The organism is Actinomycetospora sp. CA-101289 (assembly GCF_050955895.1).
Classification (GTDB): Bacteria; Actinomycetota; Actinomycetes; order Mycobacteriales; family Pseudonocardiaceae; genus Actinomycetospora.
Window position 1 is genome coordinate 5065938 of sequence record NZ_CP192093.1, and the last position, 20744, is coordinate 5086681.

A 20744-nucleotide genomic window follows, 5' to 3' on the forward strand; every position below is an offset into this window, starting at 1 on the left:
GTGGCGCCGAATCGTCGCAGGGCCAGGACCCTCAGCGAATGGATAGGCGAGTACGCGGCAAGCTTGAGAGCGACGAGCTCAACTGCGACCCTAGTCGGCAGTCGCCTTCGACCACCGACCTTACGCAATTCCGGACACCTCTCTATACTTTTGCACCAGCTCGGCAGCCCGCGTATCCCAGGCATGCAAAGATGACCATTCGAGCGCATAGCGGGAGTGTTGCGCCCACCTACCGTCGTTCAAAGCTGCCGATGCTTCTGTCAGAGCGTCCGCCAACGAATGTACTTCCGCTAACGCTGTTGACATGCGCCGAGCCGTCCAACGAGCATCCTTCGGTACCCACTGCGTCATGAGCTGCCATTCGCACATAACCGCAGGAGTTCCGCACGTGGCGGCCTCGAGAACCTGCGCGCCAGAACTATCGCGAATGCTACTGAAGACAAGCGCAACACTCTTTGCCAACTGTCGATACACGTCTCGGTGGGGCACGCGTCCACTAACTTCCACCATGCCCTGCAGCCCGCCGCGGCTTCTGACGTACTCACGCACCACTTCTAGGAGGGGACCGTCGCCTAGCATCGTCAACTTCTGCTCGCCACCCCCAGCTAGGTACAGCTCGTATGCTTTCACGGCCAGAAGCGGGGCCTTGATCGGGAGCATTCGACCCACCCAAACGAAGCCTGCCCTATGCTCAAGCGGGGTCTCTTGGACACAGGCTGGTACCGCAGGCAATGTTCCCTCCGCGAGCATGAAGTCGACCCGCTCTGCTCCGAGTCGCTGCGCTCTTCGCGCTGTGTGCTCGTTGACGGCAAGGACCCGGCTCGATCTCGCCGCGCCACGCCGAGCAGGGGAAGGCAACACATCAAGCAGCAGGGCGGCGGAAAGCCGAGCTAGCTCTTTGGCAACGGCCTTCAACCCCAGCCAGCGGACGACACCACGCCAATACGGATGTCCCCCGCCAGCTGGACCGACCAAGTATGGTTTGTTGCTTCGTGCAAGAGGATTACCGAGGCTAAGTGAGCCGTAGGTGATGTGATGGCCGACGTCGAACTCCTCGCCTGCCACCACCTTGGCAGCAGCGCGCTTCCATCTCCAATAGCGGAGATAAGTTCTAGTTACATCAGAGAAGCGCAAACTCCGGTTAACCTCGTCTGCAACTGGCACAATCCGTGGGACGAGGTTCCACGATATGCTATCCGCTACAAGCTTTCCGGCGTCGCGGTGACGTACGAGTACGGTCAAGCTCTCTATTTCCGGACGCCAACTAAGAGCTTCAAGCGTACGATAGGCGTTCCCTGGTTCGCTGCCGCGGTCACGATCGCAAACGTATGCCGTTGCAAGGACCTTGAGTCGAGTCGCTCTGTACATCATACGGCCCCGTATCGACGGTCGAGGATGGCTTCGTGACGCAAGAAGTCTTCCTCCGCGAACCGCGGTCCTAGAACCTTCGCGGGGTTCCCGGCGACAACTGAATTCGCGACGACACTCCGAGCCACGACACTGCCCGCCGCGACCACCACCGAATTGCCGATCTCGACGCCCGAGAGAAGAACAGCGCCAAACCCGATCCAGCAATCTCTACCAATCGAGATGTAGTCTTCTGGGATAGCTTCGCGCTCTCCTACCCAGGTGCTCTCTCGGATTGGTCGCCCAACATCGTCGATTGAGTGATCGGTGCGACCGACCACGCCTACCGAATTAGCAATCATCGACCCGGCGCCGATGCTACCGTCTGCCTCTATGGTGCAGTACTTGCCGATGTACACGTCGTCGTCGATAGAGAGTCCGTGAGCACTCCAGACACGCGAGAAAGGCCCAATGTGAACGTTCCGTCCGACGCTAACAGGTGCGCCGGCAGGAATCGCCGCTTTACGATAGAGGAGTTGCTTCAGCGCCTTTACAATAGCCATGATTCAACTCCCTGTGCGAAGTTCTCGACCATAGCGTCGAGCGTGATCGCCTCGCCGGAGGATTTTGCGCCGAGCCGTAGGCGGGCAATCAGGGTCGGGTCGGCTAGTGCCCGAAGGCATTGAGATGCCATTTCCTTTGGACTCGACCCATCCGCAAGTAGAATAGAATTGTACCCGTCCTCGAGATACTCGAACTCAGGAGAGTGGTTCGGCCCGTACTTCGTAACCACCGGCAGGCCAAGCGCGAACGCCTCCACGACGGCGAGGCCGATCAAACCAGGGTTCAGGAAGAGCGAAGCCTCACGCGCGAGCGCCACCTTCTCCGCTGGCGAGTCCACTCGGCCGTAGTAGGAAAGCCAACTCAGCTCTTCGGCGAGAGTTTCGACGTAACTGCGCTGCGGCCCATCACCGGCAATCGTCAGCTTGAAGTCTCCGGATGTGGCCGCCATCTCGCGGCCGACTTGAACCAGATAGTCAATCTGCTTCTCCTGGTAGAGACTCCCCACGTAAAGGGCTTGGGGGACAGGCGCCGACGCTGTGACGTCGGCAAGGGCGTTGCGGAGTTGGTCGGTGTCTACTGCGTTCTGGACCACGGTGACGCGCGAAGCGGCGACGCCTCGCTCAACCAAGTACTGCCGGGTGGCGTTGGTGTAGGCGAACCACCAAGACGGTCGGCTTAGCTGGAGGCCCTTCAGGCGCTCGCTGAGCCTGTTACGCGTGGACACTTGGTGGTTGTAGCCGTGGCCCCAGAACGCAGTCGGTTTGCGAGAGAGCAAGAAAACTTGGTTCACGAGCAGAGAGTTTGCTTGCTCAACGATTATTGCGTCGGCTTCACGTGCTTGAGAAAGAATTCCTTGTTGCCACACAAGGTCGCTACCTCGAACTCGAAATACTCGATTCTTATGCCATTCGAACCAGGGTTCTCTCGCCTCGTCACGCTTACTTGCCTGCGCGCCGTAGGGCGTCCCAGCCGTGACTCGCAACTCGACGCTCGGACTCAGTCGGTCCCGAAGCCGATTGAAGAACTCTCGTCGGTACTGCGGGACATACTTGTATACGATCAGTAGATTGACCGGCACTCAGCTCACCTCCCCGCTCAACGCCGTTCTAGGGGTGAGCCCGTCAGTAGCGACCCCTGTTCGTCGACGTACCTCGACTGCACACGGCACGAGAGAGAAGAGCGCGGTCCCGATCGCCGTAGCGAACAATGGGCCTGACGGACCTATAGATATAGCGAGAAGTATAGATAGTGAGACGTTCAGGAACATGCCAGGTACGGACCAAAGCGCTTGCAGTTTGAATCCCTCGTCGTCCGTCAAGTACATGCCCAGTGGAAGCTGAGCCGAACGGATCGCCAACATGATAAGAAAGCCCACGCAAATGAGTACATTCGTCTGTATCTGTCCGTCCGAAAGTAGAGGCGCCCCCCAGTACGAGGCTATCCCGACAACACCACTGAGTAGCATGCTCGCGGCAAAAAAAGACAAGCTGACACTTCGTAGATTCGACGCGGCGCTTGGCCTGCTTCGATAATGTGCCCAGAGGGATTGGCCTACGGCAGATATCAGAAGCCAGACTGGGGAGAAGAACTGAGCAACTAGCGAGTACAGCGCGAGCTCGCCCACGTCCACTGTGTGGCTTAGGACAAGACGGTCGCTCTGGAAGCCGACAAGCATCATGATCGTCATGATAAAGGCGCTCGACGACACGCGTCCGAACGTATTCGTCGGATATCGTCGGGACTCTTCAAGATTCTCGTCATCCTGGAGGGAGCGTCTTGCTACAATCCACGCACAGGCGGCGCCGACTGCGGCTGAGCACAGAAGTCCAAGGCCCGGGGCGTTGAGGATGGTTGCCTGCGACTCAGATTGAGCGCCTAGGAGTACGACTACTAGTGTGCACGGTGTCGGCAGAGCTTGCACAATTGCGAGTAAGCCTTGTCGGCCGAGCCCGAGCAGGACCCGTGCCCCCAATCCAAGAGGCAGTGCAATGGCGAAGCAAACAAGATTTACAAGGACGCTGCTACCTGATGCGCCGATCACTGGGCCAAGGATCGCTTCCCAAAGATCAAGCGCAGTGAGCCCCGAGGCGATTACGACAGTGATCAGCGCCGATAGGCCCGTGACGCGTAAAGCTTGGCGCAAGATATCGATGAACTGCGCTTCTCGACGGTCCGCCGCCGCGTTTGTTACTGCTGCGCCCACCCCAAAGTCAAGGAAGGGGATGAGCGCAAAGAGCGACTGAATAAGGGCGAATGCCGCGAAGGTCGCGGTCCCCGCCGCCATCAGAACTGTTCTGGCGACTGCCAGGCTGGCGATTAGGCTCGCTCCGAGCGTAACGCACCTGATCAGCCCGACTCGCAGGAGAATGCTTTGGGGCTTACGCCGCTCCTCGGCGCTAGACATCGCTCTTCATGTTAATCGTGGAGGAGGAATTTGAGATGCTCCGCAGGCGCCGGCGGGTGAGATGCAAGCGAACTCTGGTTGACCTGTAGCGCGCGAATGCGTGGTTGGCAGCTCTTACAATTCCTTGCAACTCGAAACGATCATCCCTCACGTCGGCAAGCATGTGTGGCAAATCGAGAGCCCGATCAAACGACAGTCCGCCGCCAGCGTAATCTACTATAACCTCCTCTGATTCCTCAGGCCTCGCCATCACTCCTGCCCGCATAATTGTATCGAAGTCGGCCACGACTCCGTATCGCAAGTCGTGATTGCCTAGCTGAGCAAGTAGGGCACGTGAAAACACTGTTGCTTGATGACAATGAGGCTGGATACCGAGCGCGTGACGGAACCAGTTGTGCGGCACATTCGAAATTCGTTGCGGCGGGCGCTGCAACCCGAACAGGTGCATTGCGCCGAAAACGAACCACGGCGAACCAGACTCGAGTGCGTTTAGTACTGTACCCAATGAATTTGGAGAATGCAGCATGTCGCCGGAGTTCAAGAACCAGAGGTAACGGCCCCTCGATCGACAGATTCCTCGATTCATAGCGTCGTACACGCCGGAGTCTGCCTCGCTACGAAGATGGACGTCGACGCCGAGTCCCGCCGCCTTCGAGACTTCTCTCTCGATCGCCTTCAGGTCAGACGAGAGGCCGTCCACTATGTGGTAGTCCCAAAGACCTACAGTAGAAGACAAACAAGTCTGCTTGGTGACCGACTCTAGGGTCGCCGCTAGTCCTGCTGGGTCGTCACGCGTGATAGTGACCAGAGAGAGTATCGGGTCGCTCATCGCTAATCGAACTCCTTCAGTGCCCGCTCCCAAGAAGTATAAGAAACTTCATCAAGGGACGGCCCGATATCTTCAGGGCAGCGGCCGCTCAGCGCCCGCGCAGTCTCCAAGAGAGCCGAGGGTTCTGGGTTGCAGAGCCAAGCCTTCGGCAGGAGTTCTCGCATTGACTCGCCGTCGTAGGCGGCGACGGGGCGAGAGCAAGTTAAAGCCAATATGGTCGAGCCGCTCACTGTTACGTGAGCATACGGCGCCAGGACAACATCCGCTCCCGCTACTGCCTCGGCAAGTACGTCGTCAGAAAGTGACCGTCCAGAAGCGCCAAGCACCGTCAGCCGGTGCGGGTGCTCGCGCTGTTGTCGGTCGAGTCGACCTGCAATAACGAGCTCCTCGCCGTCGGCCAGCCCCGCGACGATGCTGTCGACTTCTGCGGCTCCCTTGTCGGCGCGCACGTTTCCAATGACCAGATACTGCCCGGGCTTCCGTTTCCGCTGGTCCATTACATCGGAGCGGCGGTCGAGCCAGTCTTGATAACTCGGATGACCTACGACATGAGTCTTCGCAGGGTGACCCGTGTATTGAACCATGCTGGCTCGGTGAACGACTAACATATGGGCGACCCGGCGGAGGAGGTCCTCAAGCCTGCCGTGCAGGCCCGGTGGACGTCTTTCAACTGTAGGGTTGTGGTCAATGAGAATGGTGCGGGCTGGCAGCAGCGTCGCGGCGATAATACACGCGAGAGAGTCCAGCCATCCACGAGTCCAAGCGATCACCACCAAGTCACTGCGACTAGCTTTAGCTAGCAGGGCCAGTGGACCGAGTACTCGGAGAACGGCGTGCTTAGCTCGGCCGTCGTGGCGAGCGTCCGTACCTAGGATCGGTGTGGTGCGACTCGGCGGTGTCGCGTGTTCCGCGGATCGTGGTTGAAGGACGTCGATCTCGGCGAACCTACTTAAAATGCGAGCTAGTTCGCGTCCGTAAGGGTTCAGACCGTTCGGGTCGTACACGAGGATGCGGTCCCTGCGACGACCTTGCGTTTGTTCGCTCCGAGGTGACAACGGTACTAGCCGCTTACATAAGTGAGCTCGGCGTCAACCATGAGGTGGGCGAGCTGTTCGGGCATGGTCTGGGCCTTCCAGCCCAGATCGGTCATCGCCTTCGAGGCGTCACCGATCAGCGCGTCGACCTCGGTCGGGCGCAGGTAGGTCTCGTCGAACTGGACGTGCTTCTCCCAGTCCAGCCCGACGCGCTCGAAGCACCACTGCGTGAACTCCCGCACCGTGGTCGCGGTCCCGGTCGCGAGCACGTAGTCCGCCGGTTCGTCGGCTTGGAGCATCCGCCACATGCCCTCCACGTACTCGGGGGCATAACCCCAGTCGCGGACGGCGTCGAGGTTCCCGAGGTACACGTTCTGCTCGATCCCCGCGGAGATGCGGGCCACGGCGCGGGCGATCTTGCGGGTCACGAACGTCTCCCCGCGGCGGGGGGACTCGTGGTTGAACAGGATCCCGTTGACCGCGAACAGCCCGTGGGCCTCGCGGTAGTTCCGGGCCATCCAGTACCCGTAGACCTTCGCCGCCCCATACGGCGACCGCGGGTAGAACGGGGTGTCCTCGGACTGCGGCGGCGGGGTCGCCCCGAACATCTCCGACGACGAGGCCTGGTAGTAGCGGGTGTCGACCCCGACCATGCGGATCGCCTCGAGCAGCCGCGTGGTGCCGACGCCGGTGGTGTTGCCCGTGTACTCCGGCTCGTCGAACGACACCCGCACGTGCGACTGCGCGGCCAGGTGGTAGACCTCGTCGGGACGGATCTTCTCGATCAACGTCACCAGACGGCTGGAGTCGGTCAGGTCGCCGTAGTGCAGCACCAGGCGCTGCTCGGGCTCGTGCGGGTCCTGGTACAGGTGCTCGATCCGCCCGGTGTTGAACGTCGAGGAGCGACGGATGATCCCGTGCACCTGATAGCCCTTACCGATCAACAACTCGGTCAGGTACGACCCGTCCTGCCCCGTGATCCCCGTGATCAACGCACGCTTCACCAGTACTCCCCCCTCGGCCGGCTGCGGGTGTGTCGCGAGTCGGCGAGTCCTGTTCCAGATGCGGCGCGAGCGCCTCGCTCACGCGTCCGATGCGATGTCAACCCTGACAGGCAACGCACCGTAGGCGGGAGGGCACCCAACGTCGAGGGGTTGGTGCCCCTTCTCGGGCTATGACACTCCGACGAGTGGCCGCGCTGCGGCGAGCGGTCACGCTCCGGTAACGGTCTGCAGTCGACGGTAGCGGTACGCGGCGTAGACGAAGCGCGAGTTGCCGATGAGGTAGCGCTTCCACAGACGGCGGGGCTCCGAGGCGAAGCGGTGCATCCACTCGAGGCCCGACTCCTGCATCCAGCGGGGTGCCTCGGGCTTGTTGCCGGCGATGAAGTCGAAGGCGGCACCGATGGCGACGGCGACCACGCCGGCGGCGCGCGCCAGATCGACCGCCGCGCGGTCCTGCTTCGGGGTGCCGAGCCCGACCCAGACGATGTCGGCGCCGCTGGTGCGGATGCGCTCGGCCTGCTCGGCGCGCTCGTCGTCGGTCAGCGGACGGAAGGGCGGCGACTCGACGCCGACGATCTGGGCCTGCGGGAAGCGGCGCTGGAGCTCAGCCCGCAGCTGCGCGACGACCTCGGGAGTGCTGCCGAGCAGGAAGTGGCGGGTGCCGCGCGCCTGGCCCTGGTCGACGACGTCAAGGAAGAGGTCGTTGCCGCGCACGCGGTCGGCGCCCTCGGCGACGATGCCGGTCAGCTTGTTCATCCACGCGACCGACTTGCCGTCGGCCAGGTTCAGGGTCGCCTGCTGCAGCAGCCCGCGGTACGCGGCGTCGCCATCGGCCAGCGCCAGCGTGTAGGCGTTGCAGAGGTGGACGTCGGCACCCTGGGTGCGGTCCGGGCGGGCCAGCTCGAGGACCTGGTCGACGCCGGCCTGCGGGGTGCAGGCGCTGATCGGGACCCGGGCGCAGTGGATCCGGAGGCACGGCGCCGTCGAGGTCGTCGGAGCCGGCACGACGAGCTTCAGGTTGCGCTGCCCGGTGCCGCGCTGGGCCGGGACAACGACGTCAGCGGGGGCATCGGCGTCAACGGCGACGAAGGTCGGGCGGAAGTGGGCGTCCGTGGTCATGGCAGGTCCTCTGCGGTACGCGAAGGGGTGGGTGAACGAGCTGGCTGGAGAGGGCGCCTAGTAGGCGCCGCGGCCGCGGAACACCGCGCCGACCGTCTTCCAGAGGATCGAGACGTCGAGGGCCGGCGACCAGTTCTCGACGTAGCGCAGGTCCAGGCGGACCGACTCCTCCCACGTGAGGTCGGAGCGGCCGTTGACCTGCCAGAGGCCGGTCATGCCCGGGCGGACGAGGAGCTTGCGCAGGGCGTCCTCGGTGTAGGTGGCCACCTCGCGCTGCAGCGGCGGGCGGGGCCCGACCAGCGACATCGAGCCGCCGATGACGTTGAACAGCTGCGGGAGCTCGTCGAGCGAGAGCCGGCGCAGGAAGCCGCCGACGCGGGTGACGCGCGGGTCGCGCTTCATCTTGAACAGCGGGCCGGCGCCCTCGTTGGTGGCGGCGAGCTGGGCGACCTGCTGGTCGGCGTTCACCACCATCGAGCGGAACTTGATCATCCGGAAGGTCCGACCGGCGCGACCGATGCGCTCCTGGCGGTAGAACACCGGCCCGCCGTCGCGCATGATCAGCACCGCGAGGGTGAGGAACACCGGGGCGAGCAGCAGCACCAGCAGGGCCGCGGCCGTCCGGTCGAACAGGTTCTTCGCGATGCGGGCCGGGCCGCCCCAGCGGGGCTCGGTGAGGCGCAGCAGCGGCAGGCCGTCGACGGGGGCCACGTGCAGGCGGGGGCCGGTGACCTCCATGAGGCCCGGGTCGACCACCAGCTCGACGCCGGCGCCCTCGAGGTCCCACGCAAGGCTGTGCAGGCGCTTCGGCGTCCAGCCCGGCGTCGGGGCGACGGCGACGACCTCGATGCCCAGCTCGTGGACGTGGCGGGCGACGTCGTCGAGGTCACCGACCACCGGGACGCCGTCGATCTGGCCGACACCGGTGGAGGTGCAGGCGGCGACGACGGTCCAGCCGTGGTGCGGGACGCGGCGGGTGCGGGCGACGAGGTCGGCGATCGCGGCGTCGGTGCCGACGACCAGCACCGAGGACATGCAGCGGGCGTCGCGGCGGGCGCGGTGCAGCACGCGGCGCACGCCGTAGCGGCCGAGCAGGAGTCCGCCGGCGGTGGCGGGGATGACCCCGAAGACCCAGGGGCGGACGTCGTCGACCTTGAGGGCCATACCGGCGAGGGCCAGGACGACGGCCGCGGCGGCGGTGCCGCGCAGGACGCGGTTGAACTCGTCGGCGCCGTGGCCGAGCACCCCGCGCTCCCAGGCCCGGTAGGCCACGAGGCCGGCCAGCACGAGGGCGGCGGCCACGAGGTTGAACTGCGCGGCGGGTCCGAGGCCCCAGCCGCCGATGACCGTGGCTATGGCCGAGACCAGGGCGATGACCGCGAGGTCGGTCGCGAGCGTGATCTGCGCGAGGCGACGCTGCCAGCGGCGCGAGCTCGGGCGGGCGGTGACGCTCGGTGAGTGGGCGGCGCCGGCGCGAGGCCGGGGAACGGCCCCCTCGATCGATACCGTGAAGTCCACGCCACTACTCATGTCGGACGGCCCCCCAGCCTCGCGGACGGTGATTCTGACGGCTTTCGGTGGACCGTTTCGTCACCCGGTGCCGAGCGGGACGCCCGGCGAACTTGTCCCGCTATCGCGTGGTCTTGCCCTGGCCGTTACACACCCTCCGCCCCGTTCTTCCGGCGTGTCGGTGCGGCACGCCGAGTTTGATGACGCGGTATCACCCGTTCAGCTCTGTGTGCTCCAGGTCTCCTTTGCGCCCCGTAGCGGTCATCAATCTTGAGGCTGCCGAACGAAACCGTGCTGTGGCCCGACTCCAGGTGGTGGCTGACGACCAGTCCGCTGGACCATCCGGGCGACGTCTGGCCGGCCCGCGGCCGTCCGGTCCGAAAGGTCGGTGAAAGCGCGACAGGGTCAGCTCTGCGTCATGGGCCGTGCCCCGCCGCTCCCTGACGAGGGGGGTACGTCAGGGCAGCGGGCGCGGGCCCAGTGGGAAGGCGTCCGGCGGAGGATCCGGGGGGAACCTCCGCCGGGCGCCCATCGTCGCTCACAGACGGAGCCGGATCACCTCGTAGGCCTCGGCGAGCTCGGCCTTCATCTGCAGCCCCCGGACCCTGGCCATCGCCTCGATGGTGTCGTGGGAGAAGTAGGGCCGGGCGAGCTCGATCTGGCTCGCGTAGCGCGTCAGGGCACGCCACTTGCGCTCGAGGTGCTCGCGGTCGAGCACCACGAAGCCCTCCGCGGAGAACGTGATGTGGTTCCACGGCATCTCGTAGCCCAGCATCGTGAGGTGCCGGAAAGCGCGCAGGCTCTCCTGGTGGATGACGCCGTGGTCCTGGTGCAGATCGGCGCCGGCCGGGACGAGCACCACTTCCGGACGCACTTCCGCGCGCAGGGAGATCAGCTGCTCGAGGATTTCCTGCCGGTGGTACCCGAACTCCCGGACGGGATGATCGTGGAAGAAACGATTCCCGACGGGCACCTTCAGCTCGTCGAGTGCGTGGTGGCACTCGTCGCGGAGCTGGCCGGGCCGCGCCCCGGGCGGGAGCGACTCCTCGGCGGTGGAGAAGACGGCGACGAAGACGTCCGCGCCCTCGTCCGTCCACCGGGCCAGGGTGCCTCCGCAGCCGAGCTCGGCGTCGTCGGTGTGTGGGGCCAGCACCAGGACGCGCTGCGGCGTGATCACGGAACCTGCTCCTTCCGGCCTTTCCGACGGGGGAACGCTCAGTCGAGGAGGGGCCCCATCCCGTTACTCTTGCCTGCTCGCGAAATCCCCGCCGCCGGTTCCGCAAGAATGTCTTTCGACCCGATACGTGTTTCGCTATCCTGGTGGCACCACGATTTCCCGGAGGTGCGAGGTGGACAGCGGCCCGGGTGTGGCATTCGTCGTGGCCACCCTGAACGAGGAACGCTCCGTCGAGCACTGCGTCCGGAGTCTCCTCACCCAGGACTATCGCGACGGCGCGATCGAGGTGGTGGTGGTCGACGGCGGATCGACGGATCGGACGCGGTCGATCGTGTCGTCGCTGACCGCGGAGGACCCCCGGGTGCGCCTGGTCAGCAACCCGGGCCGGATCGCGGCCTCGGCCTTCAACCTCGGCATCGAGCACACGACCGCGGAGCTCATCAGCCTGGTGTCCGGTCACGGCTCGGCCGACCCCGACTACGCGCGCACCCTCGTCGAGACGTTCACCTCCACGGGCGCGGCGCTGGTCGGCGGGCGCATGGTGGCCGAGGCGGACCCGGCCGACGGCCCGATGGCGCAGGCGATCGCCCGGGCCATGGGCTCCCCGCTGGGGCAGGGGCCGTCGTACCAGCACTACGGGGAGCGGGCGGGCTGGGTGGACACCGCGTTCCCCGGCGCCTACCGGCGCGACCTGATCGACGAGATCGGCGGCTTCGACGAGGCGCTCGTGCGCAACCAGGACGACGAGCTGCACCTGCGGGCGCGCCTGGCGGGCTACCCGATGTGGTTCGAGCCCCGCCTGCGCTCGCGCTACCGGCCTCGCGCCGACCTGCGCAGCCTCTGGAGCCAGTACCACCAGTACGGCTGGTGGCGGTGGGCCACGCTCCGCAAGCACGGACGGGTCGCGTCCTTCCGGCACCTGATCCCCGCGGCGCTGGTCGCCGGCCTGGCCGGCGGGCCCGCCCTCGCGGTCGCCGTCCCGCGCTCGAGGCTCGTCGCCGGGGCCTGGGCCGGGGGCGCGCTCTCGTGGCTGGCCCTGCTCGTCGTCGCCGGGTGGGCGGAGCGCGACCACGGGACCCACGTCGCCGCGCGCGTGCCCGTCGCGATGGGCTGCCTGCACCTCGCCTACGGCGCGGGCTTCTGGCGCGCGGTCGCCGGGCGGGGCTGCTGACGGCGGAGGGTCCCCACGTGGTGGGTGTCCGCGACGTGCGCGGCGCCCAGCGCGACGGCGAGCGGCCGCAGCCGGGGGACCAGGGCGCGGGCCAGGGGCGGCGCCAGCGTCGCGCGCCGGAGATCGAGCGAGAAGCCCGGGAAGAGGCTGCGGATCTCGTCGCGTCCGATCCTGCGGACGTGGGGGTTCGCGGGGTTGCCGACGAAGAAGTCGTACCAGAGCACGACCCCCGAGGGCGCGAGCACGCGAGCCATTTCGTCCGCGACGCCCCGGCGCACCTCGGGCGCGAGGATGGAGGAGAACACCACGCTCTGGAGCACGACGTCGAAGGTGCCCGTCTCCCACGGCAGCTCGGCCCCGTCCCCGAGACGGATGTCGGCGCCGGCGAGGCGCTCGCGGCACGCCGTGACGCGGTCGGGCACCAGGTCGATGCCGGCGAGGTCGGCGCGGCGTGCGCCCCACGTCTCGAGGAGGGCCAACCAGGCGCCGACCCCGCACCCGACGTCGAGGACGCGGTGCCCGGTCAGCGGGAGCGCCCCGGCGCGGCGCAGGGCGGCGAGCGCCGCCCTCTCCACGCCCTGGCGGAAGAAGACGTTCACCGGCGCGACGGGGTCGTAGCGGTCGGCGGGGATCTCCGCGGCCCGCCGCCGGTACTCCGCCCGGATCCGTTCGGCCTCAGCGCTCACGCTGCTCCCCCGCCGTGGCGCGCCCCAGGGCCAGCACGGTGACCCCGGGCCAGCGCGACGGGTCGATCACGCCGCGCCCGTCGACCAGCGTGTCGACGCCGGGCAGGTCGGCCGGGGTGAGGTCGGCGTACTCGGGGTGGTCGGTGTGCAGGACGGCGGCGTGGACGGGCGACCCTCGGTAGGGCTCGAACCCCAGCGCGGTGATCTCGTCGTCGGTGAGCAGGACGTCGTGCACCAGGGGCGCGGCGCCCCGGTGGCGGAGGGCCTCGACCGTGGCGTGCACGCCGGAGAACGCGGTCTCCTTGACGCCGCCGCGGTAGCACGCGCCGAGGACCACCACGGTCGTCCCGCGCAGAGGCCCCCGCACCCGCTCGAGCATGTCGACGGTCCGCGCCGGCATGGCCGCGTTGGCCTCGCGGGCGGCCCGCACGATCGTCGCGTCCGGGTCCCCGGCGAGGTAGAACCACGGGTAGACGGGGATGCAGTGGCCGCCGACGGCGATGCCGGGGCGGTGCAGGTGGCTGTAGGGCTGGGAGTTGCACGCCTCGATGACCGTGCCGATGTCGACCCCGATGCGGCCGGCGTAGAGCGCGAACTGGTTGACCAGCCCGATGTTGACGTCGCGGTAGGTCGTCTCGGCGAGCTTGGCCAGCTCCGCGGCCTCCGCCGAGCCCATGTCCCACACCCCGTTGGGGCGGGCGAGGTCCGGTCGCTCGGCGAACGTGAGCACGGCCTCGTAGAGGGCGATCGCCCGCCGCGTGCTTGCCGTGTCGACACCCCCGACCAGCTTCGGGTAGCGCGCGAGGTCGGTGAACACGCTCCCCGAGGAGACCCGCTCCGGGCTGAAGGCCAGGAAGAACTCCCGGCCGGCCCGCAGGCCCGACGCCTCCTGCAGCGCGTGGGCGAGCCGCCCCCGGGTGGTCCCGACGGGCAGGGTCGTCTCGACGACGACCACCGTGCCCGGGCGCAGACCCCGCCCCACCGCCGCCATCGCGGCGTCGAGCGCGTCGAAGCGCGGCGCGCCCGCGCCGTCCACGTAGAGCGGCACCACGACGATCACGGCCTCGCTCGCGGTCACGGCGGCGGTGGTGTCCGTGGTGGCCTCGAGCGCGCCGACGTCGACGACCCGCCCCAGCCGCTCGGCGAGCTCCGGCTCGCCCGGGAAGGGCGCCTGCGCGCGGCGGACGGCGGCGACGACGTCGGGGTCGACGTCGGCGCCCAGCACGTGGTGCCCCCGTCCCGCGCACTGCACGGCCAGCGGGAGGCCGATCTTGCCCAGACCGACGACGGTGATCTTCACGGGCTCAGGACCAGCGTCTCGCCGGACGAGGCCGAGTCCCGCACCGCCTCGGCGATCTCGACGGTCGCGAGCCCCTCCTCGAGCGTCACCACCTCGGAGCCCTCACCGCGGACGGCGGCCGCGAAGGCCTCCAGCTCGGTGACGAGCGGTTCGGGCTTCGGGATCGCGTAGCGCGTCATGTTGCCCTCCGACACCCCGCGGAAGGTCGCGACCGTCTCCCACTGCGCGGGCTCCGACCCGTTCTGGAAGAAGGTCAGGTCGGCGGTGAGCGTGTCCGCCACCAGGCAGCCGAGGTCGCCGGTCACCGTCGTCACCCGCTCCTTGAAGGGCGAGAGCCAGTTGACGAGGTGGGTGACCACGACGCCGTTGGCCAGCTCGGCGACGACGCTGACGAGGTCCTCGTGGGGCCGGCCGCTGCGGTGCGCGGTGCGGGCGGACACCGAGCGGTAGGGCGAGCCGGTGACCCAGGCCGTGAGGTCGATGTCGTGGGTGGCGAGGTCGACGACCACCCCGGCGTCGACGATGCGCGCCGGGAACGGGCCCTGACGTCGGGTGACCACCTGGTACACCTCACCGATCTCGCCCCGGGCGAGACGGCGGCGCATGTCGCGCAGCGCCGGGTTGAACCGCTCGATGTGCCCGACGGCGCCGAGGACGCCGTGGCGGGCGAACGTCTCGACGATCGTCTGGGCGGTCTTCGCGTCCGGGGCCAGCGGCTTCTCGATCAACGTGGCCACCCCGGCCTCGGCCAGCTGCTGGGCGACGACGTCGTGGGTCACCGTCGGCGTGGCCACCACGCAGCAGTCGATGCCGCGGTCGATCAGCGCGCCCACGCACTCCAGGGCGTCCACGCCGACCGGGACGGCACGTGCCTGCTCCCGCGGATCCGCCGCCGCCACCAGCTCCACCCCGGGCAGGGCCTGGAGCACCCGGGCGTGCTTGCGCCCCATCGCGCCGAGACCGACGAGCCCGGCCCGCAGCGGCCGGCTCACCGGGTCACCGCCGCGGTGAGGCCCGTCGTGATGCGGCCCAGGTCCGCGTCGGAGAGCGCCGGGTGCACGGGCAGCGAGAGCACCTCGCGCGCGGCGGCCTCCGTGCGGGGCAGGTCCAGGTCGAGGTCGTAGGCCGGCAGCCGGTGGATCGGGACGGGGTAGAACACGCTCGCCGCGACCCCGAGATCGGCCAGGTCGGCGGCCACCTCGTCCCGGCGCGGCACGCGCACCGTGTACTGGTGCCACGCCGGCGCGGCGGCCGGCGCGGACCGCGGGGTGGAGAGGACGCCCGCCGCGTCGAGCGACGCGAGGGCGGCGCCCAGGAACTGCGCGTTGGCCCGCCGCACGCGCGTCCAGGTCGGCAGGCGCCGCAGCTGCACCCGGCCGATCGCCGCGTGCAGGTCGGTCATGCGCATGTTGTAGCCGCGCAGCTCGTTGGCGTAGCGGCGCTCCATGCCCTGGTTGCGCAGCAGCCGCACCGTGCGCGCCGTCGCGTCGTCGGCGCAGACGACCATGCCGCCCTCCCCGCAGGTCATGTTCTTGGTGGGGTAGAAGCTGAAGGCGGCGGCCGCCCCGAAGGTGCCCACCGGCCGCCCGCCGCGGGTCGCCAGGTGGGCCTGCGCCGCGTCCTCGACCACCGCCAGGCCGTGCCCACGGGCGATCCCCTCGAGCCGGCCCATCGCGGCCGGGTGGCCGTAGAGGTGCACCGGCACGACCGCGGCGGTCCGCGGGGTGATCGCCGCCAGGACCGCGTCCGGGTCGAGGCAGAAGTGCTCCGGCTCGATGTCCGCGAACACCGGCTCGGCGCCCGCGAGGAAGACCGCGTTGGCGGTGGCCGCGAAGCTGAACGAGGGCACGATCACCTCGTCGCCCGGCCCGATGCCCAGCGCCAGCAGGCTGAGCAGCAGCGCGCTCGTCCCCGAGTTGACGGCGACGCAGGCGCGGCCCGCGACGTGCGCCGAGAACTCCTCCTCGAACGCGGCGACCTCGGGGCCCTGGGCGAGCATCCCCGAGCGGAGGACCCGCTCGACCGCCGCGCGCTCCTCCTCGCCGATGAGCAGTCCGGTGAGCGGCACCTGCGCCCGGTCCGGTTCAGTGGTGGCCGTCAACGAGCACACCCCCCTTGTCGATGTAGTGCTCCCCGGTGCGCTCGCAGCGCCAGACCCCGTCGCCGACCGGCGTCAACGGCACGCCGGCCCGTCCCACCCACCCGACGCGGCGGGCGGGCGCCCCGACCACGAGCGCGAAGTCGGGCACGTCGCGGGTGACGACGGCCCCGGCCCCGACCATCGCCCAGCGCCCGATCGTCACCGGCGCGACGCAGACGGACCGGGCACCGAGCGACGCCCCCTCGCCGACCCGCACGCCGACGGGCATCCACGACGCGGCCGACTTCGGCGCCCCGTCCGGATCGATGGCCCGGGGGTGCGTGTCATTGGTCAGGACGGCGGCGGGGCCGACGAAGACGCCCGTCGCCAGCTCCGCCGGCGCGTAGACCAGCGCGTAGTTCTGGATCTTGACGTGGTCGCCGACCACGACGCCGGGGCCGACGTACGCGCCGCGACCGAGCGCGCAGGTCCGGCCGAGGACGGCCCCGTCGCAGACCTGCGCCAGGTGCCAGATCCGGGTGCCGTCGCCGAGACGGGCGGACTCCGCGACGTCCGCGCTGGGCTCGACGTGGACCCGGGCGCCGAGCGGGACGGACGACGTGGCGGTCACGAGAACATCGCCGTCGCCGTGCGGGCGAGGATCCCCAGATCCCCGCGCAGGGTCCAGTTCCGGACGTAGCCCAGCTCGATGTCGAGCTTCACGGGCAGCACCTCCGCGAGGTAGAAGGACTCGACGTCGGCCGGGCCCGCCCGCTCGATGAACGACTGCTCGTCGCCGAAGCGGAACAGGGCGAGGCTCGTCATCCCGGGCGGGACCGTCAGCACCTCGAGGTGCTCCCCGTCGTAGGCGTGGAGGTAGGTGGGGTCCTCGGGGCGCGGGCCGACGATGCTCATCTGGCCCCGCAGGACGTTCACGAGCTGGGGCAGCTCGTCGAGCTTGCTCGCGCGCAGCCAGCGCCCGACCGGCGTGATCCGCCCGTCGCCGGCGCGGGTGACGCCGGGACCGCTCGACCCGTGGGTCATCGTGCGGAACTTGAGCAGGTCGAACGCCGTCCCGCCCCGGCCCATCCGGCGCGCCCGGTAGAGCACCGGTCCGCGGCTGGTCGCCCGGACGGCGACGGCGACGACGGCCATCACCGGCAGGGTCACCGGCAGGGTGAGCACGCAGATCGCGACGTCGAGGAGCCGCTTCACGCGGCGCGTCGGGCTCATCGCCGGTGCCCGGCGAGCGTGTCGCGGATCGCCGCCACGACGTCGTCGACGTCCTCGTCGGTCATCCGGGGATAGATCGGCAGCGAGATCAGCCGCTCGGACTCCGCGGCCGTGACCGGGAGGGCGTCGCGGTCGAAGCCGTACCGGTGGCGGTAGTAGCTCAGGGCCGGGACCGGGATGAAGTGGACGCTCGTCCCGATGTTGCGCCGGCGCAGCTGCTCGATGAACTCGCCGCGGTCGATGGTCAGGGCGTCCAGCCGCAGCCGGATCGGGTAGAGGTGCCAGGCGGGCACGACGTGGGGCCGCGCCACCGGCGTGTCGATCTCGTCGAGCGCGGCGAGCTGGGCGGAGTACCGCGCGGCGATCTCGGTGCGGCGCTGCTGGAACGACCGCCACCGGCGGACCTGGGACTCCCCCAGCGCCGCGGCGAGGTCGGACAGGTTGTACTTGAAGCCGGGCTCGAGGACGTCGTACTCCCAGGCCCCGCGCGGCCCGTAGCGCTCCCACGAGTCCCGCGTGATCCCGTGCAGGATCCAGGGTCGGCACGCCCTGACCAGCGGCTCGGCGCCGGTGAGGACGCCGCCCTCGCCGCTCGTGACGTTCTTCGTGGCGTAGAGCGAGAAGGACACGGCGCGATCGCCGTCGTCGGGCTCGACCTGCCCGATCGGCACACCCCGGTAGGTGGCACCGAAGGCGTGCGCGGCGTCCTCGACCACGGGCACGCCCGCGTCGCGGGCGAGCGCGAGGAGGCGGTCGAGCTCGACGGGGTGCCCGCCGTAGTGGACGGGCAGGATGGCCCCGACGTCGTGGCGGCCGTCCGCCAGCACCTGCGCGACGCGCTCCGGGTCGAGGTTCAGCGTGTCCGGCTCGACGTCGACGAACACCGGGCGGGCGCCGATGTGCTCGATGACGTGGGCCGTCGCGCAGAACGTCATCGGCGTGGTGATCACGGCGGCGCCGGGTCGCACGCCCAGCGCGACGAGCGCGGCGTGCATCCCCGCCGTGCCCGAGCTGAGCGCGAGGGCGGCGGGTGCTCCCGTGGCCTCCGCGACCGCGAGCTCGAGCTTCTGGGTGCGGGGGCCGGCCGTCAGCCACTCCGAGCGCAGGACGTCCGCGACCTCGTCGACGTCCTCCACCTCGATCATCGGGCGGGCGAACGGGAGGAACGCGGTGCGCGTGCCGGTGGCGGTGATCACGACCGGTCACCGCCCGTCCGGAGGGCCTGGCGCGGGAGCGGGACGGCGCCGTCGACCGCGCCGCGCAGGTCGTGCTCGGGCTCGGTCAGGTGGACGAGCGCCGCGGCCGCGCCCAGCGACCGCGCGGTGACCTGCGCCTGATCCGGGTCGAGGGACGGCACCTCGATCTGCGAGACCGAGGGGTGGATGGGCCGACGATCCGGCTCGTACTGGCCGAGCAGCTGTTCGTGCAGCTTCTCGCCGTGCCGCAGGCCGGTGTAGACGATCTCGACCGTGCGCCCGGCGATGCCCATCAGCTGGCGTGCGACGTCGGCGATGCGCACCGGCTCGCCCATGTCCAGCACCAGGACCTCGCCCGGGGAGCCGATGGCGGCCGCGTAGATCACGAGCTGGACCGCCTCGGGGATCGTCATGAAGAAGCGCGTCACGTCGGGGTCGGTGACGGTGACCGGGGAGCCGTTGGAGATCTGGTCGGCGAAGGTGGTCAGCACCGACCCGCGGCTGCCGAGCACGTTGCCGAAGCGCACCGACAGGAACGTGCCGCTGTTGTCGGCCGCGACGTGGCTGACGAACCGCTCGCCGATCCGCTTCGACCGGCCGAGCACGCTCACGGGGTCCGCGGCCTTGTCGGTGGAGATGTTGACGAACCGGTCGACCCCGGCGAGCTGCGCGGCGTCGAGGACGTTGCGGGTGCCGACCACGTTGGTCTCCCAGGCCTCGCCCGGGTACTGCTCGAGGAGCGGGAGGTGCTTGAGGGCAGCCGCGTGGAAGACGACGTCGGGCCGGTGCTCGAGGAAGAGCCGGGACACGGTCGGGGCGTCCCGGATGTCGGCGAGGATGACGTCGGGGGTGTCGAGCAGCGCGGTCCCGAAGATCGAGAGCTGGGTCCCGTGCAGCGCCGACTCGTCGCGGTCCAGCATCAGCAGGGCGCCCGGGCCGAAGCCGTGGATCTGGCGGCAGAGCTCGGAGCCGATGGACCCGCCCGCCCCCGTGACCAGCACGCGCCGCCCCTCGAGGTAGTGCGCGACGGCCGCGAGGTCGATGTCGACCGGGCGCCGACCGAGCAGCTCGGAGATGTCGAGGTCCTGGAGGTCCGACGGCGTCGACCACGTGCGCAGGCGCTCGGGGAGCGGCGGGAGGACCTTGACCGCCAGGCCCGCGTCCACCGCGGAGAGCGCGATCTCGCGGACGGTCGACGCGTCGAGGGCCCGGTCCGCCACCACGAGGAGATCGGCGTCGGTGGCCGCGGCGACCTGCCCGAGATCGGCGCGGGTGCCCCGGACCGTCACCCCGAGGACCCGGCGCAGGCGGACGTCGGGGTCGTCGTCGAGCAGCGCGACCGGCAGGTAGCCGCTGCTGGCGTCCGAGAGCATCGCCCGCACCAGCTGCTGGCCGTCCACGCCGGCGCCCAGGACGATCACGCGCTGGGCGCACTGCCGGTCGGGGCGCAGCGTGCGCTCCCGCCGCAGACGCACCGCGGTCCGGGCCCCGACCGCCAGCGCCCCGACGAGCAGGGCCGCGATCAGCGGCACCGAGCGCGGCACCCAGGGTGTGCCGGGCACCAGGTTGACGACGAACACGACGATGCCGGTGGACCCGACCGCCGCACCGACGCGCAGCACCTCGTCCAGGGCCCCGGTGCAGTACCACCCGCGGTAGAGGTGCAGGGCGGTCCCGAGGAGGAGCTGGGCCGCCACCGCGACCAGCCAGACGCGCTCGACCCCCTCGTGGGGCATCTGGCCCAGGTCGGTCTGACCGCGCATCACCTCGGAGATCAGCAGCGCCGGGAACCAGAATGCGCAATCCATCGACGCGAGCGCGATTCGTCGCGCGCGCCACCAGCGCGAATGGCGGGCGTCCGAATCCGAGTCGGAGTTCGATCCTGGCGATCGGCCCATGCGCCCTCCCTCGCTCAGTGGATTCGGTGTCGAGGCAGGAGATGTCGCACCCACCAGGCCCCTCCAGTCGCGGAGCCCGACGAGAGCGTTAGCCGCGAATTCGGTGTTCCCCGGGAGCGCGGAGTGGGCTACGGTCCGCGATGTCGGATCCGTCGAGAAACGTCCCGGAATCCGGAATCCTGACCCTGCAACG

The 20744-nt window shown here is 69.0% G+C and carries 19 protein-coding genes; 1 reads left to right on the top strand and 18 read right to left on the bottom strand.

From position 1 onward, the window contains the following. Nucleotides 1–120: 120 nt before the first annotated feature. From ACQPX6_RS25300 to ACQPX6_RS25345, 10 genes are all read right to left on the bottom strand, one after another. Entirely contained in the window at nucleotides 121–1371 is a 1251-nt protein-coding gene (locus ACQPX6_RS25300) for a glycosyltransferase (protein WP_433783370.1), read from the bottom strand. Further along, on the bottom strand, nucleotides 1368–1766 hold the full coding sequence (locus tag ACQPX6_RS25305; protein WP_433783372.1) for a DapH/DapD/GlmU-related protein: 399 nt from the start codon (nucleotides 1764–1766) through the stop codon (nucleotides 1368–1370). The genes ACQPX6_RS25300 and ACQPX6_RS25305 overlap by 4 nt, the downstream gene beginning before the upstream one ends. Nucleotides 1767–1897: 131 nt before the next feature. Continuing rightward, entirely contained in the window at nucleotides 1898–2635 is a 738-nt protein-coding gene (locus ACQPX6_RS25310; protein ID WP_433783373.1) for a glycosyltransferase family 4 protein, read from the bottom strand. A gap of 354 nt (nucleotides 2636–2989) precedes the next feature. Further along, nucleotides 2990–4315: a lipopolysaccharide biosynthesis protein gene (locus ACQPX6_RS25315; RefSeq protein ID WP_433783374.1), complete on the bottom strand. Its 1326-nt coding sequence runs from the start codon at nucleotides 4313–4315 to the stop codon at nucleotides 2990–2992. Then, nucleotides 4308–5144 carry a glycosyltransferase gene (locus ACQPX6_RS25320; RefSeq protein ID WP_433783375.1) on the bottom strand — a complete coding sequence of 279 codons (837 nt, stop codon included), beginning with the start codon at nucleotides 5142–5144 and terminating at the stop codon, nucleotides 4308–4310. Before ACQPX6_RS25320 ends, ACQPX6_RS25315 begins: the two co-directional genes overlap by 8 nt. 2 nt (nucleotides 5145–5146) lie before the next feature. After that, entirely contained in the window at nucleotides 5147–5728 is a 582-nt protein-coding gene (locus ACQPX6_RS25325; RefSeq protein ID WP_433783377.1) for a hypothetical protein, read from the bottom strand. Between the two features lie 476 nt (nucleotides 5729–6204). Further along, entirely contained in the window at nucleotides 6205–7182 is a 978-nt protein-coding gene (gmd, locus tag ACQPX6_RS25330; protein ID WP_433783378.1) for a GDP-mannose 4,6-dehydratase, read from the bottom strand. A 207-nt stretch (nucleotides 7183–7389) separates the two neighbouring features. Continuing rightward, complete coding sequence (locus ACQPX6_RS25335) at nucleotides 7390–8301, bottom strand: WecB/TagA/CpsF family glycosyltransferase (protein ID WP_433783379.1); 912 nt, start codon at nucleotides 8299–8301, stop codon at nucleotides 7390–7392. 57 nt (nucleotides 8302–8358) lie between these two features. After that, the gene (locus tag ACQPX6_RS25340; RefSeq protein ID WP_433783380.1) at nucleotides 8359–9831 is read right to left on the bottom strand and encodes a sugar transferase; all 1473 of its coding nucleotides are present in this window, start codon (nucleotides 9829–9831) and stop codon (nucleotides 8359–8361) included. Between the two features lie 517 nt (nucleotides 9832–10348). Continuing rightward, nucleotides 10349–10987, bottom strand: coding sequence for a PIG-L deacetylase family protein (locus ACQPX6_RS25345; protein ID WP_433783381.1), 639 nt, complete (start codon nucleotides 10985–10987; stop codon nucleotides 10349–10351). 190 nt (nucleotides 10988–11177) lie between these two features. Here ACQPX6_RS25345 and ACQPX6_RS25350 point away from each other — a divergent pair, with 190 nt between their 5' ends. Continuing rightward, nucleotides 11178–12158 (top strand): glycosyltransferase family 2 protein, encoded by a 981-nt coding sequence (locus tag ACQPX6_RS25350; protein WP_433788354.1) that lies wholly within the window; start codon nucleotides 11178–11180, stop codon nucleotides 12156–12158. Here the strand turns inward: ACQPX6_RS25350 and ACQPX6_RS25355 are convergent. Genes ACQPX6_RS25355 through ACQPX6_RS25390 form a run of 8 tightly spaced genes read right to left on the bottom strand, consistent with a single transcriptional unit; the run spans nucleotide 12113 to nucleotide 20461 of the window. Further along, a complete protein-coding gene (locus ACQPX6_RS25355) occupies nucleotides 12113–12844 on the bottom strand; it encodes a class I SAM-dependent methyltransferase (protein ID WP_433783383.1) in 732 nt (243 codons plus the stop codon). The genes ACQPX6_RS25350 and ACQPX6_RS25355 overlap by 46 nt on opposite strands. Then, the gene (locus ACQPX6_RS25360; RefSeq protein ID WP_433783384.1) at nucleotides 12834–14144 is read right to left on the bottom strand and encodes a nucleotide sugar dehydrogenase; all 1311 of its coding nucleotides are present in this window, start codon (nucleotides 14142–14144) and stop codon (nucleotides 12834–12836) included. Before ACQPX6_RS25360 ends, ACQPX6_RS25355 begins: the two co-directional genes overlap by 11 nt. Next, entirely contained in the window at nucleotides 14141–15136 is a 996-nt protein-coding gene (locus tag ACQPX6_RS25365) for a Gfo/Idh/MocA family oxidoreductase (protein ID WP_433783385.1), read from the bottom strand. Before ACQPX6_RS25365 ends, ACQPX6_RS25360 begins: the two co-directional genes overlap by 4 nt. Next, on the bottom strand, nucleotides 15133–16245 hold the full coding sequence (locus tag ACQPX6_RS25370) for a DegT/DnrJ/EryC1/StrS family aminotransferase (RefSeq protein WP_433783387.1): 1113 nt from the start codon (nucleotides 16243–16245) through the stop codon (nucleotides 15133–15135). Before ACQPX6_RS25370 ends, ACQPX6_RS25365 begins: the two co-directional genes overlap by 4 nt. Beyond that, on the bottom strand, nucleotides 16229–16855 hold the full coding sequence (locus tag ACQPX6_RS25375) for a DapH/DapD/GlmU-related protein (RefSeq protein WP_433783388.1): 627 nt from the start codon (nucleotides 16853–16855) through the stop codon (nucleotides 16229–16231). The genes ACQPX6_RS25370 and ACQPX6_RS25375 overlap by 17 nt, the downstream gene beginning before the upstream one ends. After that, on the bottom strand, nucleotides 16852–17457 hold the full coding sequence (locus tag ACQPX6_RS25380) for a sugar transferase (RefSeq protein WP_433783389.1): 606 nt from the start codon (nucleotides 17455–17457) through the stop codon (nucleotides 16852–16854). Before ACQPX6_RS25380 ends, ACQPX6_RS25375 begins: the two co-directional genes overlap by 4 nt. After that, a complete protein-coding gene (locus ACQPX6_RS25385) occupies nucleotides 17454–18653 on the bottom strand; it encodes a DegT/DnrJ/EryC1/StrS family aminotransferase (protein ID WP_433783390.1) in 1200 nt (399 codons plus the stop codon). The genes ACQPX6_RS25380 and ACQPX6_RS25385 overlap by 4 nt, the downstream gene beginning before the upstream one ends. After that, entirely contained in the window at nucleotides 18650–20461 is a 1812-nt protein-coding gene (locus tag ACQPX6_RS25390) for a polysaccharide biosynthesis protein (protein ID WP_433783391.1), read from the bottom strand. Before ACQPX6_RS25390 ends, ACQPX6_RS25385 begins: the two co-directional genes overlap by 4 nt. Nucleotides 20462–20744 lie beyond the last annotated feature (283 nt).

Excerpts from the sequence above, each read along its gene's own strand:
- ACQPX6_RS25300 (WP_433783370.1), bottom strand. The coding sequence starts at position 1,371 with ATGATGTACAGAGCGACTCGACTCAAGGTCCTTGCAACGGCATACGTT.
- ACQPX6_RS25315 (WP_433783374.1), bottom strand. The coding sequence starts at position 4,315 with ATGTCTAGCGCCGAGGAGCGGCGTAAGCCCCAAAGCATTCTCCTGCGA.
- ACQPX6_RS25320 (WP_433783375.1), bottom strand. The coding sequence starts at position 5,144 with ATGAGCGACCCGATACTCTCTCTGGTCACTATCACGCGTGACGACCCA.
- ACQPX6_RS25325 (WP_433783377.1), bottom strand. The coding sequence starts at position 5,728 with ATGGTTCAATACACGGGTCACCCTGCGAAGACTCATGTCGTAGGTCAT.
- ACQPX6_RS25335 (WP_433783379.1), bottom strand. The coding sequence starts at position 8,301 with ATGACCACGGACGCCCACTTCCGCCCGACCTTCGTCGCCGTTGACGCC.
- ACQPX6_RS25340 (WP_433783380.1), bottom strand. The coding sequence starts at position 9,831 with ATGAGTAGTGGCGTGGACTTCACGGTATCGATCGAGGGGGCCGTTCCC.
- ACQPX6_RS25380 (WP_433783389.1), bottom strand. The coding sequence starts at position 17,457 with ATGAGCCCGACGCGCCGCGTGAAGCGGCTCCTCGACGTCGCGATCTGC.
- ACQPX6_RS25390 (WP_433783391.1), bottom strand. The coding sequence starts at position 20,461 with ATGGATTGCGCATTCTGGTTCCCGGCGCTGCTGATCTCCGAGGTGATG.